11 protein-coding genes are annotated in these 13,482 nt (G+C 71.0%); 6 read left to right on the top strand and 5 right to left on the bottom strand.

What is annotated here, in order from left to right:
* Positions 1 to 71 precede the first annotated feature (71 nt).
* The 3 genes from AB0H42_RS14025 (at position 72) to msrB (ending at position 3,566) form a co-directional block, all read left to right on the top strand.
* Positions 72 to 1,622: an alpha/beta fold hydrolase gene (locus tag AB0H42_RS14025; RefSeq protein WP_357054863.1), complete on the top strand. Its 1,551-nt coding sequence runs from the start codon at positions 72 to 74 to the stop codon at positions 1,620 to 1,622.
* Between the two features lie 106 nt (positions 1,623 to 1,728).
* A complete protein-coding gene (locus AB0H42_RS14020) occupies positions 1,729 to 3,075 on the top strand; it encodes a glycosyltransferase family 87 protein (RefSeq protein WP_357054860.1) in 1,347 nt (448 codons plus the stop codon).
* Positions 3,076 to 3,113: 38 nt separating this feature from the next.
* Positions 3,114 to 3,566 (top strand): peptide-methionine (R)-S-oxide reductase MsrB, encoded by a 453-nt coding sequence (msrB, locus tag AB0H42_RS14015; RefSeq protein ID WP_357054857.1) that lies wholly within the window; start codon positions 3,114 to 3,116, stop codon positions 3,564 to 3,566.
* A 97-nt stretch (positions 3,567 to 3,663) separates the two neighbouring features.
* Here msrB and hemQ read toward each other — a convergent pair whose 3' ends face one another.
* The 3 genes from hemQ to hemE all read right to left on the bottom strand — a co-directional run bounded on the left by hemQ (position 3,664) and on the right by hemE (position 6,986).
* Positions 3,664 to 4,359, bottom strand: coding sequence for a hydrogen peroxide-dependent heme synthase (gene hemQ, locus AB0H42_RS14010; protein ID WP_357054854.1), 696 nt, complete (start codon positions 4,357 to 4,359; stop codon positions 3,664 to 3,666).
* A 95-nt stretch (positions 4,360 to 4,454) separates the two neighbouring features.
* Complete coding sequence (locus tag AB0H42_RS14005; RefSeq protein WP_357054851.1) at positions 4,455 to 5,813, bottom strand: protoporphyrinogen oxidase; 1,359 nt, start codon at positions 5,811 to 5,813, stop codon at positions 4,455 to 4,457.
* 117 nt (positions 5,814 to 5,930) lie between these two features.
* On the bottom strand, positions 5,931 to 6,986 hold the full coding sequence (hemE, locus tag AB0H42_RS14000) for a uroporphyrinogen decarboxylase (protein ID WP_357054848.1): 1,056 nt from the start codon (positions 6,984 to 6,986) through the stop codon (positions 5,931 to 5,933).
* Positions 6,987 to 7,198: 212 nt separating this feature from the next.
* Between hemE and AB0H42_RS13995 the strand changes: the two genes are divergently transcribed.
* Both AB0H42_RS13995 and AB0H42_RS13990 read left to right on the top strand, forming a co-directional pair.
* Positions 7,199 to 7,834 carry a DUF3000 domain-containing protein gene (locus tag AB0H42_RS13995; RefSeq protein WP_357054845.1) on the top strand — a complete coding sequence of 212 codons (636 nt, stop codon included), beginning with the start codon at positions 7,199 to 7,201 and terminating at the stop codon, positions 7,832 to 7,834.
* A 38-nt stretch (positions 7,835 to 7,872) separates the two neighbouring features.
* The gene (locus tag AB0H42_RS13990; protein WP_357054842.1) at positions 7,873 to 9,228 is read left to right on the top strand and encodes a ribonuclease D; all 1,356 of its coding nucleotides are present in this window, start codon (positions 7,873 to 7,875) and stop codon (positions 9,226 to 9,228) included.
* 47 nt (positions 9,229 to 9,275) lie between these two features.
* Here the strand turns inward: AB0H42_RS13990 and dxs are convergent, their stop codons facing one another.
* Positions 9,276 to 11,174: a 1-deoxy-D-xylulose-5-phosphate synthase gene (gene dxs / locus AB0H42_RS13985; RefSeq protein WP_357054839.1), complete on the bottom strand. Its 1,899-nt coding sequence runs from the start codon at positions 11,172 to 11,174 to the stop codon at positions 9,276 to 9,278.
* Positions 11,175 to 11,405: 231 nt separating this feature from the next.
* Here dxs and AB0H42_RS13980 point away from each other — a divergent pair, with 231 nt between their 5' ends.
* A complete protein-coding gene (locus AB0H42_RS13980) occupies positions 11,406 to 12,065 on the top strand; it encodes an SIMPL domain-containing protein (RefSeq protein WP_357054835.1) in 660 nt (219 codons plus the stop codon).
* A 25-nt stretch (positions 12,066 to 12,090) separates the two neighbouring features.
* Here AB0H42_RS13980 and AB0H42_RS13975 read toward each other — a convergent pair whose 3' ends face one another.
* Entirely contained in the window at positions 12,091 to 13,476 is a 1,386-nt protein-coding gene (locus AB0H42_RS13975; RefSeq protein ID WP_357054832.1) for a TRAM domain-containing protein, read from the bottom strand.
* Positions 13,477 to 13,482 lie beyond the last annotated feature (6 nt).

The following is a 13,482-nucleotide window of genomic DNA, read 5'->3' as shown; positions in this document are numbered from 1 at the left end:
GCGAGCGTGCGTGGCGGGGCCCGGGCGTCCCGCTCAGGCGGATCCGATCGGGACCTGGCAGGGTGTAGCGCATGCGCTGGACTCGGGCAGTGGTGCCGGCCTCGGCACTTTTGATCATGATCGCCGGATGCGGGGCCGGTCCGTCGGACCGCCCGCACGTCGCCGTCGAACGTCCGCCTGTGCCAGGCGAATCCACCACCTCCGCCCAGGTCCCACCGCCGCCGGCCGCCGAGGTTCCGAAACAGGACCTGCCGTGGCGCGAGTGCACCCGGGAAACATTCGACCAGGCCGGGATGGGCCCGGGGCCGGCCGGACTGGTCCTGGAATGCGCTGATTTCTCCACTCCGATCGACAGCGCGGGCACGGTGCTGGGCAACTTCCGCACCGGCGCGGTGCGCGCCCGGCTGCCGCAGACCCCGCCCGACGCCGCACCCGTGGTACTGACCTCCGGTGTGGACCGTTCCTCCGGCACCACCCTCGCGGGGCTGGCCACCGGTCCGGCGAGCGCCCTGCTCACCGCCCACCCCCTGGTCGCGGTGGACCGCCGGGGTATCGGCAGCTCCCAGGCGATCGACTGTCTACCCGTCGATATCCGCAGCGGCCTGCAGGACAACGCCCAGTTCACCCCGGGCGGCGACGCGGTGACCGGTATGTCCGACCTGTCGCGCAACGGCACCATTTCCTGCCGGGACTTCCTGCAGCCCTACGAAGGCACCTTCGACGCCGCGCACGCCGCCGACGATATCGAGCAGTTGCGCCGCGAGTGGAACGTCGACCACATCGCCGTGCTGGGTACCGGCAGCGGCGCGCTGGTGGGGCTGGAATACGCCCGCAAATACGGTGACCGGCTGGCCCGTCTCGTCCTCGACTCCCCCACCCCGGTGGGTGTGGACACCGTCACCCGGACCGAGACCGCCGTCCAAGGCGCCGAGGCGGCGTTGTCGGCGTTCGCCCAGCAGTGCGCCGGTATCTCGTGCTCGCTCGGACCCGATCCGCGCGCGGCGGTGACCGCGCTGATGCAGAAAGCCGCCGACGGGCAGCTCGGCGACATCTCGGCAAACGGGGTGCGCACGGCTGTCACCGGGTTCCTCGGCAGCCCCCGCGCGGACCAGACCGGCCGGATCGGCGCACTCGCCGACGCCCTGTCCGCGGCCGGGCGCGGCGACCTGGGCGGGCTGAAGACGCTGATCGATCAGCAGGAGGCCGCCACCGCGACCGACGGCCAGTTCGTCAACGGCTGCACCGATCTGCCGCAGACCCCGCCCGCGCCCCAGGTCACCGACCTCAGCGGTATCTGGGCGCAGAAATATCCGGCATTCGGCCGCGCGACCGCGCTGTCGATGCTGGCCTGCTCGGCGTGGCCGGTGACCGAGGCACCGGCGGCGCTGGAGAAACTCGAGCTGCCGGTGCTGGTACTCACCGGTGTGGCCGATCCGGTGACCGGTGTCGCCCAGGCCTCGGTGACCGGCGCCCTCGGGGCGGCGGGCGCCCGGACCTCGACCATGACCTGGCAGGGCTGGGGTCATCCGGTGAGCGCGCATTCCGGATGCGCGCAAACCGCGCTCGTGGCGTATCTGAAGGACGGACGGCTGCCCGGCGACGGCACCGCCTGCCCCGCCTGACAGTCCCGCGCGAAGGCGCCCCGAGCCGGGTCCGAGGGGCGCCTGACCGGCACGTCGAGGGTGGGCCCCGGCAACACCACGGCACCGCCCGGTGTACCGTGCCGTGGTGTTCCTTCGACAGCTCGAGCCCCGCACTGCTCGATCAACCGCCGACGTGATCCGGTTCGCGCTCTGGCCGCTGGCGGTCATGACCGTGCTGAACCGGGTGTTCATCAAGGCTGTCAACGGTTTCGTGACCGATGACTACAAGCCGGTCTACCAGGCCTCGCTGGATTTCCTCAACGGCCGCGAGGTCTACACGGCGAATTTCGATTCGGTCGACCCGCACTACCTGTACCCGCCCAGCGGCACCCTGTTGATCGCGCCCATCGCGGTGATCGACTACGAGAAATCGCGCTGGCTCTTCATCCTGCTCAACGCTGTCGCCATCCTCATCGCCTGGTACCTGCTGCTGCGGCTGTTCAACTACACGCTGCGCTCCATCGCCGCCCCGGTCCTGCTGCTGGCGATGTTCCTGTCCGAGACGGTGATCAACACGCTGGTGTTCACCAACGTCAACGGATGCCTGCTGCTGGCGGAGATACTGTTCCTGATCCTGCTGTTGCGACGAAGAGATGTCTTGGCAGGTGTGGTGCTGGGTCTCAGTATGGCCGTCAAACCAACTCTGGCACCGCTGCTGCTGATCGCCGTGGTCCGCAAACAGTGGACACTCGTCGCCACGGCGGTGACCGTGCCGATCGCGCTGACCGCCGTCGCCTGGCCGCTGTCACGCGATCCGGAGCGCTTCTTCACCCGTACCGCGCCGTACCTGTTCGAAACGCGCGACTACTTCAACAGCGCCATTCCCGGCAACGCGGAGTACTACGGCCTGCCCCCCTGGCTGACCTGGACCATCCGGCTCACGATGGCCGTCCTGGTGCTGGTTTCGCTGTGGATCCTGTATCGGTACTACCGCGAGGACGAGCTGTTCTTCGTCACCACCGCCTCGGGTGTGCTGCTGACCGCCTCGTGGCTGCTGGCCTCGCTGGGCCAGATGTACTACTCGATGATGCTGTTCCCGTTCCTCATGTCGGTGGTGCTGCGCAATTCCGTGCTGCGCAACTGGCCGGCCTGGCTGGCGGTGTTCGGTTTCCTGTCCTACGATAAATGGCTGTCGGACCGCTGGCCCGATATCGGCCGCAACCTGGAGTATCTGCGGATCACCTTCGGCTGGGGCCTGCTGCTGGTCGTCGTGTTCTGTGTGCTCGGCGACCGGTATCTGGCCGCCCGGCGCGCGGGCCGGTTGCCGCGGCTGGACCCGGTGTGGATGGCCGAGGCGCCCGACTCCCGGGATGCCGGGGTGGACGATTTCGCCGCACCGGCCCCGCCGGTCCGGGCCCCGGCCGCGGGCCCCGCGGTGGAGGCCGAACCGGCCGGTGCGCGCGTCGTCGAGACGCAGGCCGTCCGCCGCTGATACGGGACGCGCCGCGGCACACGTATTAGCGTGGAGGTATGAGTTCCGAAACGGACGCGACCGATACCTCCCTGCCGACCCCGAAGATCAAGCTCAGCCCGCAGGAATGGCGGACCCGGCTGGACCCCGCGGAGTACGCGGTGCTCCGCGAAGCCGGCACCGAGCGACCGTTCACCGGCGAATACACCGACACCACCACCGAAGGGGTGTACAGCTGCCGCGCCTGCGGCGCCGAACTCTTCCGGAGTACGGAGAAGTTCGAGTCGCATTGCGGATGGCCGTCCTTCTTCGATCCGGCCGCCTCGGACGCAGTATTGCTGCGCGAGGACACTGCGCTGGGAATGCGCCGCGTCGAAGTGCTGTGCGCGAACTGCCACAGCCACCTCGGGCATGTGTTCGAGGGCGAGGGCTATCCCACACCCACCGACAAGCGGTACTGCATCAACTCCATTTCCCTACGCCTGCAACCCGCGACCGGTACAGCCGAGTGACCCCTCCGGCCGGCCGGCAGTACGTCATGTGACAACCGCCCGGCGGACCTGGCCCCCTATTTCCGGGGCCTGCGCCGGGCGGTTGCGCTATATCCGGTCAGGGCAGCGCGGCGACGAGCTGATCGAGTTCGACCCGCGGCCCGGTGTAGAAGGGAGTCTCCTCCCGGACGTGCATCCGGGCCTCGGTGGCCCGCAGGTCACGCATCAGGTCGACGATCCGGTGCAGCTCCGGCGCCTCGAACGCGAGAATCCACTCGTAGTCGCCGAGCGCGAACGAGGCGACGGTGTTGGCTCGCACATCGGGATAGCCGCGTGCTTCCTTACCGTGATCGGCGAGCATCTTACGGCGTTCGTCGTCGGGCAGCAGATACCACTCGTAGGACCGGACGAACGGGTAGACGCAGATGTAGTTCCCGGCTTCCTCGCCGGCCAGGAACGCGGGGACATGACTCTTGTTGAACTCCGCGGGCCGGTGCAGCGCCACATTGCTCCAGACCGGGGTGCTGGCCCGGCCGAGTTCGGTGGTGCGCCGGAAATCGGCGTAGGCGGCCTGCAGGTCCTCGACCCGCTCGGCATGGGTCCACACCATGAAATCCGCGTCGGCGCGCATACCGGCCACGTCGTAGACGCCACGCACCACGACACCGCGATCGGCGAGGCCGTCGAAGAACTCGCGGGCCTCCTTCAGCGCTGTCGCGCGGTCGTCCCCCAGCACTCCGGGCCGCACCTGGTACACGGAGAACATGAGATAGCGGATGGTGGAGTTGAGAGACTGGTAATCGAGTCGCGCCATGGCCCCATCGTGCCACTCGCCGGATCGCGGCGGGGCCGGGGCCGGTCGATCGCCGGGCCTGTCCGACCGGCTGCCCGCACCCGGAGGAGCGGCGTTCAGGCCGGTGCGGGTGCCACACCGCCGGCGATATGTGACGCGGCCCGCGTCGCCGCCGCCACACAGGCGGGCACCCCGACACCGTGCAGATAGGCGCCGGTCACCGCGAGGTCACCGAAACCGGCCAGCGCGGACTCGATCTCGGCGATCCGCTCGGTGTGCCCGCGGGCGTACTGGGCGAGGCCACCGGGCCAGCGCTGCACGATCGCGGACCGCGGGGTGATCGCCGCCCCTGTGACAGTGGCGAGGTCGGCGGCGGCGGCGTCGATGAGTTCGGCATCGGACAGACCCAGCACCGCGTCGTCACCGAACCGGCCGAACGAGACCCGCACCAGGGCCGTCTCCCGCGCGGCCAGATGGGACCATTTCCGGCTGGACAGGGTGAATGCCTTGGCCCGCAACGGCTCCCCCGTCGCGACCAGCACACCCGAATTCGGCGGCAGCGCGGTGTCCTTCGGCAGTTCCAGTACGACCAGAGCGGAGGAGGACAGCTCGATTCCGGCGGCCGCGCGCGCCGCCACGGGCGCGATATCGGCGAGCAACCGGGCCGTCACCGGCGCCGGAGTCGCGAGGACGACCGCCTCGAATTCACCGAGCGGTTCCACCGCCCAGCCACCCGGTATCCGCCGAAGGCCGGTGACGGCGGTGTCGCGGATCGTGGTGGCCGCCGTCCGACCGGCCAGCGCGTCCAGCAGCGCCCCGTAACCGTCGCGCAGCGCCCCGAACACCGGTGCGCCGGACGGCGGGGGCAGTGCGGCCGCCACCGCCTCGGTGAGGCTGCCGGCGCCACGGTCCAGCGCCGCGGCCAGCGTGGGCAGCGCCGCGCGGAGCCCGATGGAGCGAGCGGAACCGGCGTACACGCCGCCGAGCAGCGGATCGACACTGCGCGCCACGGTCTGCGCGCCGAATCGGTCGGCCACCAGCGAGTAGACATCGATATCGGCACCGGGCCGCCAGGTGAACAGACGCTCGGGTTCGGCGGCGACGCGCGCCACCGTCGCGGCATCGACCAGTCCTTCGACGGCCGCGGCATCGGCCGGGATACCCATCAGCGTGCGCTCCGGTAGCGGATGGGCCCGCCCCTGCGACCAGATCAGCGGGCGCAGACCGGCCGGATGGACCAGCTGGTCGGCAATACCCAGTTCGCCCAGCAGCTCGGGTACCTCGGGCCGCCGGCCGACGAACGCCTCCGCACCCAGATCGACCGGTTCACCCGCGATCTCGCTGGTCCGCAATACCCCGCCGAACCGGTCCCGGGTGTCGGCCACCGTGATCGCGGCCGATTCTCCCAGCAACCCGCGCAACCGGTAGGCCGCGACGAGCCCGCTGATCCCCCCACCGACCACCGCGATTCTCATCCCCCGACCGTATCCGGCGCCCGCGCACCGCGCGATCGCGCCCTTCCACCTCCGAAACACCCACCGCGGCCGGAATGTCCGGTCCCGGACGCCGATGTCACGACGGCCGCCGCGGCCTCACAGCTCGTGGACCAGCTCCACCAGCGCTGTGAGCACCCCCGGGTCGGTCTCGGGCAGCACCCCGTGACCCAGATTGAAGATATGGCCCGCGGCGCCCATGGCGAGCGCCGAATCCGCTTCGTCGGCGATCCGGCGTGTCTCGGCCTCCACCACCGGCCAGCCCGCGAAGAGCACCGCGGGGTCGAGATTGCCCTGCAACGCTTTTCCGGGGCCGACCCGTCGCACCGCCTCGGTCAGCGGCAACCGCCAATCGACACCGACCACATCGGCTCCGGCCTCCCCCATGGCGCCGAGCAGTTCCCCGGTGCCCACCCCGAAATGGATCCGGGGTACCCCGGCCTCGGCGAGTTCGGCGAACACCCGCTCCGAATGCGGCAGCACATAGCGGCGATAGTCGGCCAGCGAGAGCGCCCCGGCCCACGAGTCGAACAGCTGCACCGCGTCGACCCCGGCCTCGAGCTGGGCCCGCAGGAACACGATGGTGATATCGGTGAGCACCCCGAGCAGCGCGTGCCAGGCCGTCGGATCGCCGTACATCATGGCCTTGGTGCGCTCGTGGTTCTTGCTGGGGCCGCCCTCCACCAGATAGGACGCCAGCGTGAACGGTGCACCCGCGAAACCGATGAGCGGGGTCTGCCCGAGTTCCTCGACCAGCAACCGCACCCCGTCGGTGACCGCGCCTACTTCCTCCGGCCGCAGCCGGGGCAGCGCCTGGACATCGGTGGCCGTACGTACCGGTGTGGCCACCACCGGACCGACGCCGGCCACGATATCGAGATCGATTCCGGCGGCCTTGAGCGGAACGACGATATCGGAGAACAGGATCGCCGCGTCGACGCCGTGGCGGCGGATCGGTTGCATGGTGATCTCACAGACGAGCTCCGGATCGAAACACGACTCGAGCATCCCGATACCTGCCCGGACCTCGCGGTATTCCGGCAGCGACCGGCCCGCCTGGCGCATGAACCACACCGGCCGCCGAGCCGGTGCGGCGCCGGTGGCGGCGGCCAGGAACGGGGCATCGGACAACCGGCGGCGCGTATATGTGCTCATCACCCGCCATCGTATGCGGCCCCGCCCGGCCCGGCGCGCAAGGCCGCACAGCACCGCCGGGACCACCGATCCGCCGTCCTGGGCGGCGGCTGCGTATGCCGTCCCGGCGGGTTGCTCGGTGTTTACCACGATCGGGCCCACCCACGCAGCAACAACGGTCGCCCGGCGCGCCTCCGCGCGCCCCGGGTGCTACGGGTCTACCGTCATTCCCCGTGACACCGCTCGATATCCGCGACGGCGCAACCGACGACGGGCCCGGCGACGAACCCGCAGCGTTTCGTGCCGCCGTCTCGGCGATGGGCGCCGCATCCGTACACCCGCGGATCGAGCTGGCCCCGATCCGTCCGCCGCAGCGTCTCGCCCCCTACTCCTATGCGCTCGGCGCCGAGGTGATCCACGAGGACTCACCCGTCGTACCGATCGACTCCGACGGCGACGCCTTCGGGCGGCTCATCCTGCTCCACGACCCCAGCGGGGACGAGGCCTGGCACGGCGTCTTCCGGCTGGTCGCCTATATCCAGGCCGATATCGACGGCGCGCTGGCCGCCGATCCGCTCCTCCCTGAGGTCGCCTGGAGCTGGCTGGTGGACGCCCTGGAATCCCGGGAGGGTCCGTTCACCGCGCTCGGCGGTACGGTGACCTCCACCAGTTCGGTGCGTTACGGAGATATCGCCGGTCCGCCCCGCGCGCACCAGCTGGAACTACGGGCCTCCTGGACGGCCCGCACCACCGAGATGCGCCCCCATGTGGAAGCGTTCGGAGAAGTCCTGGCCTACGCGGCGGGTCTGCCGCCGGCGGGCATCACCGATCTGCGGCCCTCACCGGCCGGCGAGACCGACCGTGGTTGAATATCGGACCTGACCCCGGCCACGTAGAGTGGCCCTTTATGCCGGTAGTAGAGGAGCCTGAACACCTGTCCGGTGACCACCCGGATGGTGGCACCGGCCTGCCTCCGGCGTCCGATCCGGGCCCACGCGACGAAGCCACCGATTCCGGTCCGGCCGAGCCCACCGCGGAACCGCTGCTGGCCCCGGCCGAGGGTATTCCCCCGGTCTGCCGCACCGCCGAAGCCGTGGCGGCGGCCGCCGAACGTCTCGCCGCCGGCTCCGGGCCGCTGGCGGTGGACGCCGAACGCGCCTCGGGTTTCCGGTATTCGTCCCGGGCGTACCTGATCCAGTTACGCCGGGCCGGGGCGGGCACCGTGCTCATCGACCCGATACCGGTCGCCGACGCGCTCGCCCCGCTGGCCGAGGCGATCAACGGACTGGAATGGATCCTGCATTCGGCCGATCAGGACCTGCCCGGTCTGGCCGAGCTGGGGCTGCGACCGGCGGTGCTGTTCGATACCGAACTCGGCGGGCGGCTCGCCGGTTTTCCCCGGGTCGGTCTGGCGGCCATGGTCGAACAGTTGCTCGGCCGGGCGCTGCGCAAAGGGCACGGCGCCGCGGACTGGTCGACCCGGCCCCTTCCGGAAGCCTGGCTCAACTACGCCGCACTCGATGTGGAACTGCTGATCGAACTCCGTGGGGCCGTGGCCGCCGCGCTGACCGAACAGGGTAAAACCGATTGGGCCGCGCAGGAGTTCGAACATATCCGGCTGCTCGAACCGGCCACGCCGAAACCGGACCGCTGGCGGCGCACCTCCGGGATCCATACCCTGCGCCGGGCCCGCCAGCTGGCGATCGTGCGGGAACTGTGGACCACCCGGGATACCCTGGCGCGCGGTCGCGATATCGCGCCCTCCCGGATACTTCCGGATTCCGCCATCATCGCGGCCGCCAAGGCCGAACCCGCCTCGATCGGGCAGCTACGGGAGTTACCGGTGTTCGGCGGCCCGCGCCAGCGCCGCTACTCCAGGGAATGGCTGGGTGCGGTGGAACGCGCACGCGCCCTGCCGGACGAGGACCTACCCCGGATGAGCCAGCCCTACGACGGGCCGCCGCCGGTGAACCGCTGGGAACGCCGCGATCCCGCCGCCGCGGCCCGGCTGGCCCGGGCCCGCGCGGTGATGACGCGGATCTCCGAGCGGGTGGCGGTACCGGTGGAAAACTTGCTGTCGCCCGATCTGGTGCGGCGGCTGTGCTGGGACGGCCTACCCGACTACCGCAGCGGGCCGGAAGCGGCCGGCGAGGTCGCGGCGGCGGTCGACGGTTTTCTGAAGAGCCACGGTGCCCGGCCCTGGCAGCGCGAACTCGCCGCGCAGCCACTGGCCACCGCCCTCATCGAGCAACCGCCGAGCTGACGGCCGCCCGCACGGTATCCGCGGGCCCGGCCGTCCCCGCGCGGCAGCTAGGGCGCGTCCAGCCAGCCGGTGACGCGCCGGGTGATATCGGGCGCGGTCAGGCCCAGCTCCTGACGCACCTGGGCGATACTGCCGTGCTCCAGGAATTCCTGCGGGATGCCGATATCGCGAGCGGGCACGTCCAGACCGGCGGCACGCAGCCGGGCCGATACGGTCGCCCCGATCCCCCCGTGCAGGCCGCTGTCCTCCAGGGTCACCACCAGGCGGTAGTTCTCGGCCAGTTTGACGACGGTATCGGAAACCGGCAGCACCCACCGCGGGTCGATGACCGTGGCGGTGATCCCCTCCGCCTCCAGCAACTCCGCGGCCTGTAGCGCGGCCGGTATCAGGGCGCCGACGGCCACGAACAGCACATCGCCGCGCTGGGCCTGCGCCGACGGCCCCTCCCGGCCCGGCAGCCACAGCACATCCACGCCGTCGAGCCGCTCGATCGCCCGGATCTCGGCGCCCACATTGTCTTTGGGGAACCGCAACGCGGTCGGCCCGTCGCCGACCGCCAGCGCCTCGGTCAACTCCTCGGCCAGGGTCGCGGCATCGCGCGGGGCGGCCACCCGCATACCGGGCACGATGCCGAGCAGCGACAGATCCCACATACCGTTATGGCTCGCGCCGTCGGCGCCGGTGATCCCGGCGCGGTCCAGCACCAGGGTGACCGGCTGTTTCAGCAATGCCACGTCCATCAGCAACTGGTCGAAGGCGCGGTTCAGGAAGGTCGAGTAGATGGCCACGACCGGGTGCAGCCCGCCCAGCGCGAGACCCGCCGCCGAGGCCAGCGCGTGCTGTTCGGCGATACCGACATCGAAGAGCCGATCCGGGAAACGCTCACCGAACGCGGACAGCCCGGTGGGACCCGGCATGGCGGCGGTGATCGCGACGATATCGTCGCGCCGTTCGGCGTGGGAGATGAGCTCTTTCGAGAACACCGAGGTCCAGCTGACCGCGGTCCCGCTGCTCACGGATTCGCCGGTCCGCGGGTCGATGGGCCCGCAGGCGTGCATCTGATCGGCCACATGATTTTCGGCCGGTTCGTATCCGTGCCCCTTCTGGGTGACCGCGTGCACCACCACCGGGCCGCCGAAATCTTTGGCGTGCCGCAGCGCCGATTCGAGCGCGACGAGATCGTGGCCGTCCACCGGACCGACGTATTTGAGACCGAGATCGCTGAACAGCTCCTGCGGGCTCACCGCGTCCTTTATCCCGGCCTTCACCGCGTGCACCATCGAGTACGCGGAATCACCCACGCCCGGAATGCTTTTCAGGAACCGGCGGCCCGTGTCGAGCATATGCTCGTACACCGGCTGGGTGCGCAGCGCCGTGAGCCGGTCGGCCAGCCCGCCGATGGTGGGGGCATAGGAGCGGCCGTTGTCGTTGACGACGATCACCACGGGGCGGTCCTTGGCGGCGGCGATATTGTTCAACGCCTCCCAGCACATACCGCCGGTGAGGGCCCCGTCACCGACGACCGCCACGACATGACGGTCCTGGCCGGTGAGCGCGAACGCCTTGGCCAGGCCGTCGGCATAGGACAACGACGCCGAGGCATGCGAGGACTCCACCCAGTCGTGTTCGCTCTCGGTGCGGCTGGGATACCCCGACAACCCGTCCTTGCGGCGCAGGGTGTCGAAGCGATCCTTGCGACCGGTCACGATCTTGTGCACATAGGCCTGGTGCCCGGTGTCGAAGATCAACGGATCGGCGGGCGAATCGAATACCCGGTGCAGGGCGAGGGTGAGTTCCACCACCCCGAGGTTGGGTCCCAGGTGCCCGCCGGTGACGGCGACCTTGTGCACCAGGAATTCGCGGATCTCGGCCGCCAGCTCCCGCAGTTGCGGTGCCGAGAGCCGACGCACGTCTTCGGGCGTATCGACCCGGGAAAGCACTCCCACCTGATTCGCTCCCTCCGGATAGCGCAGTTGATCCGACCAGTCTAGGAGCCGCGGCCGACTGCACCACCCGGGCGGCGAGACGTGCCCAACTCCGAACCGGGCCGGAACCGCGGTCCGGCGTATCGGTCCAGCCTAGGGTGAGAGGCGGGTACCGCGCGAACCGCGTCCGGCCGCGGGCCCCGGGACGGCGGCGCACCGACGAGCGCCGCACACAGGCCGCGAGGAGACCGGATGACCCAGCCGCAGGCGGGAACGGTGACCGTATTCGGGTACGGCACCGTCCGCGCCGTTCCCGATCTGATCGTGCTCTCGATCGGCGTCGAATGTCGCGCAAGCACCGTCGGTCTGGCCTACGACCGGGCGGGCCGGAGTGTGACGGCGCTGACGGCCGCGTTACGCGAAGACGGCGTCCCCGGCACCGATATCGGCACCGGCATGCTGTCGGTGCGCTCGGATACTGCCTGGCAGGACGGCACCGCACGGGTGATCGGCTATATCGCGACCAGCACGCTCACGGTCACGCTCGCCGCCACGGCCGACCCCGCGCGCCCGGCGCCGTCGGACGTGGTGGCCCATGCCGTGGCGGCGGGCGGCGACGACGCGCGGCTGGGTGGGCTCCGGCACACCTTCGCCGACCGGGAACGGCTACTGGAACGCGCCCGCGACGCCGCCTGGGACAACGCACTGGACAAGGCACGGCAGTACGCCCGCCGCGCCGCCCGCGAGCTGGGTCCCGTGCTCGAGATCACCGAGCACACCACCGCGCCGGCGCAGCCCACGGAGCCCGGCGGGATCCGGATGGTCGCCGCGTCCGCACCGGCGCCGGTGCCCGTCGAATCCGGGGAGACCGAGATCACCGCGACGCTGCGGGCCACCTGGCAGCTGAAGTAGGGCGCCGCGGCGCCGGCCGGGCTTGTCAGCGCTCCAGGAGCGCAAGGCATTCCACATGGTGGGTGGCCGGAAACGCGTCGAAAGCGCGCAATGCGGTCAGCCCGTAGCCGGCGTCCAGGTAGAGGCGCAGATCCCGGGCGAACGACGCCGGATCACAGCCGATGTGCACGATCCGGTCCGGCGCCGCGCCGGCCACGGCGTGCACCACGGGTTTGCCGGCCCCGGCCCGCGGCGGATCGAGTACCACCACCCGCGGCCGTGGGTGATGGTGTCCGGCCGCCCACTGCTCGACCCGTCCGGTGCGCAGCTCCAGCCACGGCAGATCGCCCAGGGCGGCGTTCCCGTCGGCGACCGCGGCCGGTGCGGATTCCAGTGCCCGCACGGCGCCGGTCGGGCCGACCTGTTCGGCCAGGCGCGCCGCGAAAACTCCCGCGCCGCTGTACAGGTCCCACGCGGTCGCACCCACGCCCGGATCGGCCCAGGCGGCGACGACATCCGAATAGCACTGCGCGGCACCGCGGTGCGCCTGCCAGAATCCGGCCGCCGACACCTCCCAGCGCCGGCCGGCCACGTACTGGACGGCCCGGCCGCTGCCCTCGACCACCCATTCGTCGCGGTCGGTGTGCGCGGCGGCGCGCCGGGCCGCCGTGCGCCGCCGCTGCGCGCCCGGCGTCTCCGGCTCCGCGCCGGCGCGGCTCGAGCCGTCCCGCGGCCCGCGTACACGTCCGCCACGCCGGTCGACCCGGCTCCCGGGGCCGGAGCCGCCGCCGTACCGATCACCGCCGCGTCGGCCGGTTTCGGGCACCGGCGGGGCGATTTCGACGATATGCCGGGCCCCGGTGTCGTCGACCGCGATTACCAGCTCCGCGCCGGGCGTCCAGCGGCGCCGGTCGATATCGTCCAGGGCGCCGGGCACGGGTTGCGGACAGCGGAGGTCGGTCAGCACCCCGGTACTGCGATAGCGATGCACACCGGCCCGGCCCTCCATATTCACCGCGAGCCGGATCCGGGTGCGCCAGCCGCCGGTGCGATCGCCGGAACCGGTGATGGGTTCCACCTCGACCGCGCGTTCGATACCGGTGATGCGGCGCAGCTGTTCGGCCACGACCGCTGCCTTCAGCTCCCGCTGCGCCGCCGCGGTGGCAAAGGAGAAATCGCAGCATCCCGCCCCACCCGGACCCGATACCGGACAGGTGGCGGGAATCCGGTCCGGTGATGCCTCGAGGATCTCCACGGCCTCGGCCCGGCAGAACGCGCCGCCGCGGTCCTCGGTGACCCGGGCCCGCACGAGCTCCCCGGGCAGGCCGTGCCGGACGAACATCACCCGGCCCTCATGGCGTGCCACACAGAATCCGCCGTGCCCGGGCGGCCCGAGCCGTACCGACAGCACTTGATCGCGCCAGGAACTCATCGGACC

Source organism: Nocardia sp. NPDC050799, from assembly GCF_040654015.1.
Classification (GTDB): Bacteria; Actinomycetota; Actinomycetes; order Mycobacteriales; family Mycobacteriaceae; genus Nocardia.
Note: the sequence above shows the minus strand (reverse complement) of the source record. Positions and strands in the feature narration are given on the sequence as shown.

What these genes read in the sequence shown, in the direction of transcription:
- AB0H42_RS13990 (WP_357054842.1), top strand. Translation starts at nt 7,873, where the DNA reads ATGCCGGTAGTAGAGGAGCCTGAACACCTGTCCGGTGACCACCCGGAT.
- AB0H42_RS14005 (WP_357054851.1), bottom strand. Translation starts at nt 5,813, where the DNA reads ATGAGAATCGCGGTGGTCGGTGGGGGGATCAGCGGGCTCGTCGCGGCC.
- AB0H42_RS13975 (WP_357054832.1), bottom strand. Translation starts at nt 13,476, where the DNA reads ATGAGTTCCTGGCGCGATCAAGTGCTGTCGGTACGGCTCGGGCCGCCC.
- hemE (WP_357054848.1), bottom strand. Translation starts at nt 6,986, where the DNA reads ATGAGCACATATACGCGCCGCCGGTTGTCCGATGCCCCGTTCCTGGCC.
- AB0H42_RS13980 (WP_357054835.1), top strand. Translation starts at nt 11,406, where the DNA reads ATGACCCAGCCGCAGGCGGGAACGGTGACCGTATTCGGGTACGGCACC.
- msrB (WP_357054857.1), top strand. Translation starts at nt 3,114, where the DNA reads ATGAGTTCCGAAACGGACGCGACCGATACCTCCCTGCCGACCCCGAAG.
- AB0H42_RS14025 (WP_357054863.1), top strand. Translation starts at nt 72, where the DNA reads ATGCGCTGGACTCGGGCAGTGGTGCCGGCCTCGGCACTTTTGATCATG.
- hemQ (WP_357054854.1), bottom strand. Translation starts at nt 4,359, where the DNA reads ATGGCGCGACTCGATTACCAGTCTCTCAACTCCACCATCCGCTATCTC.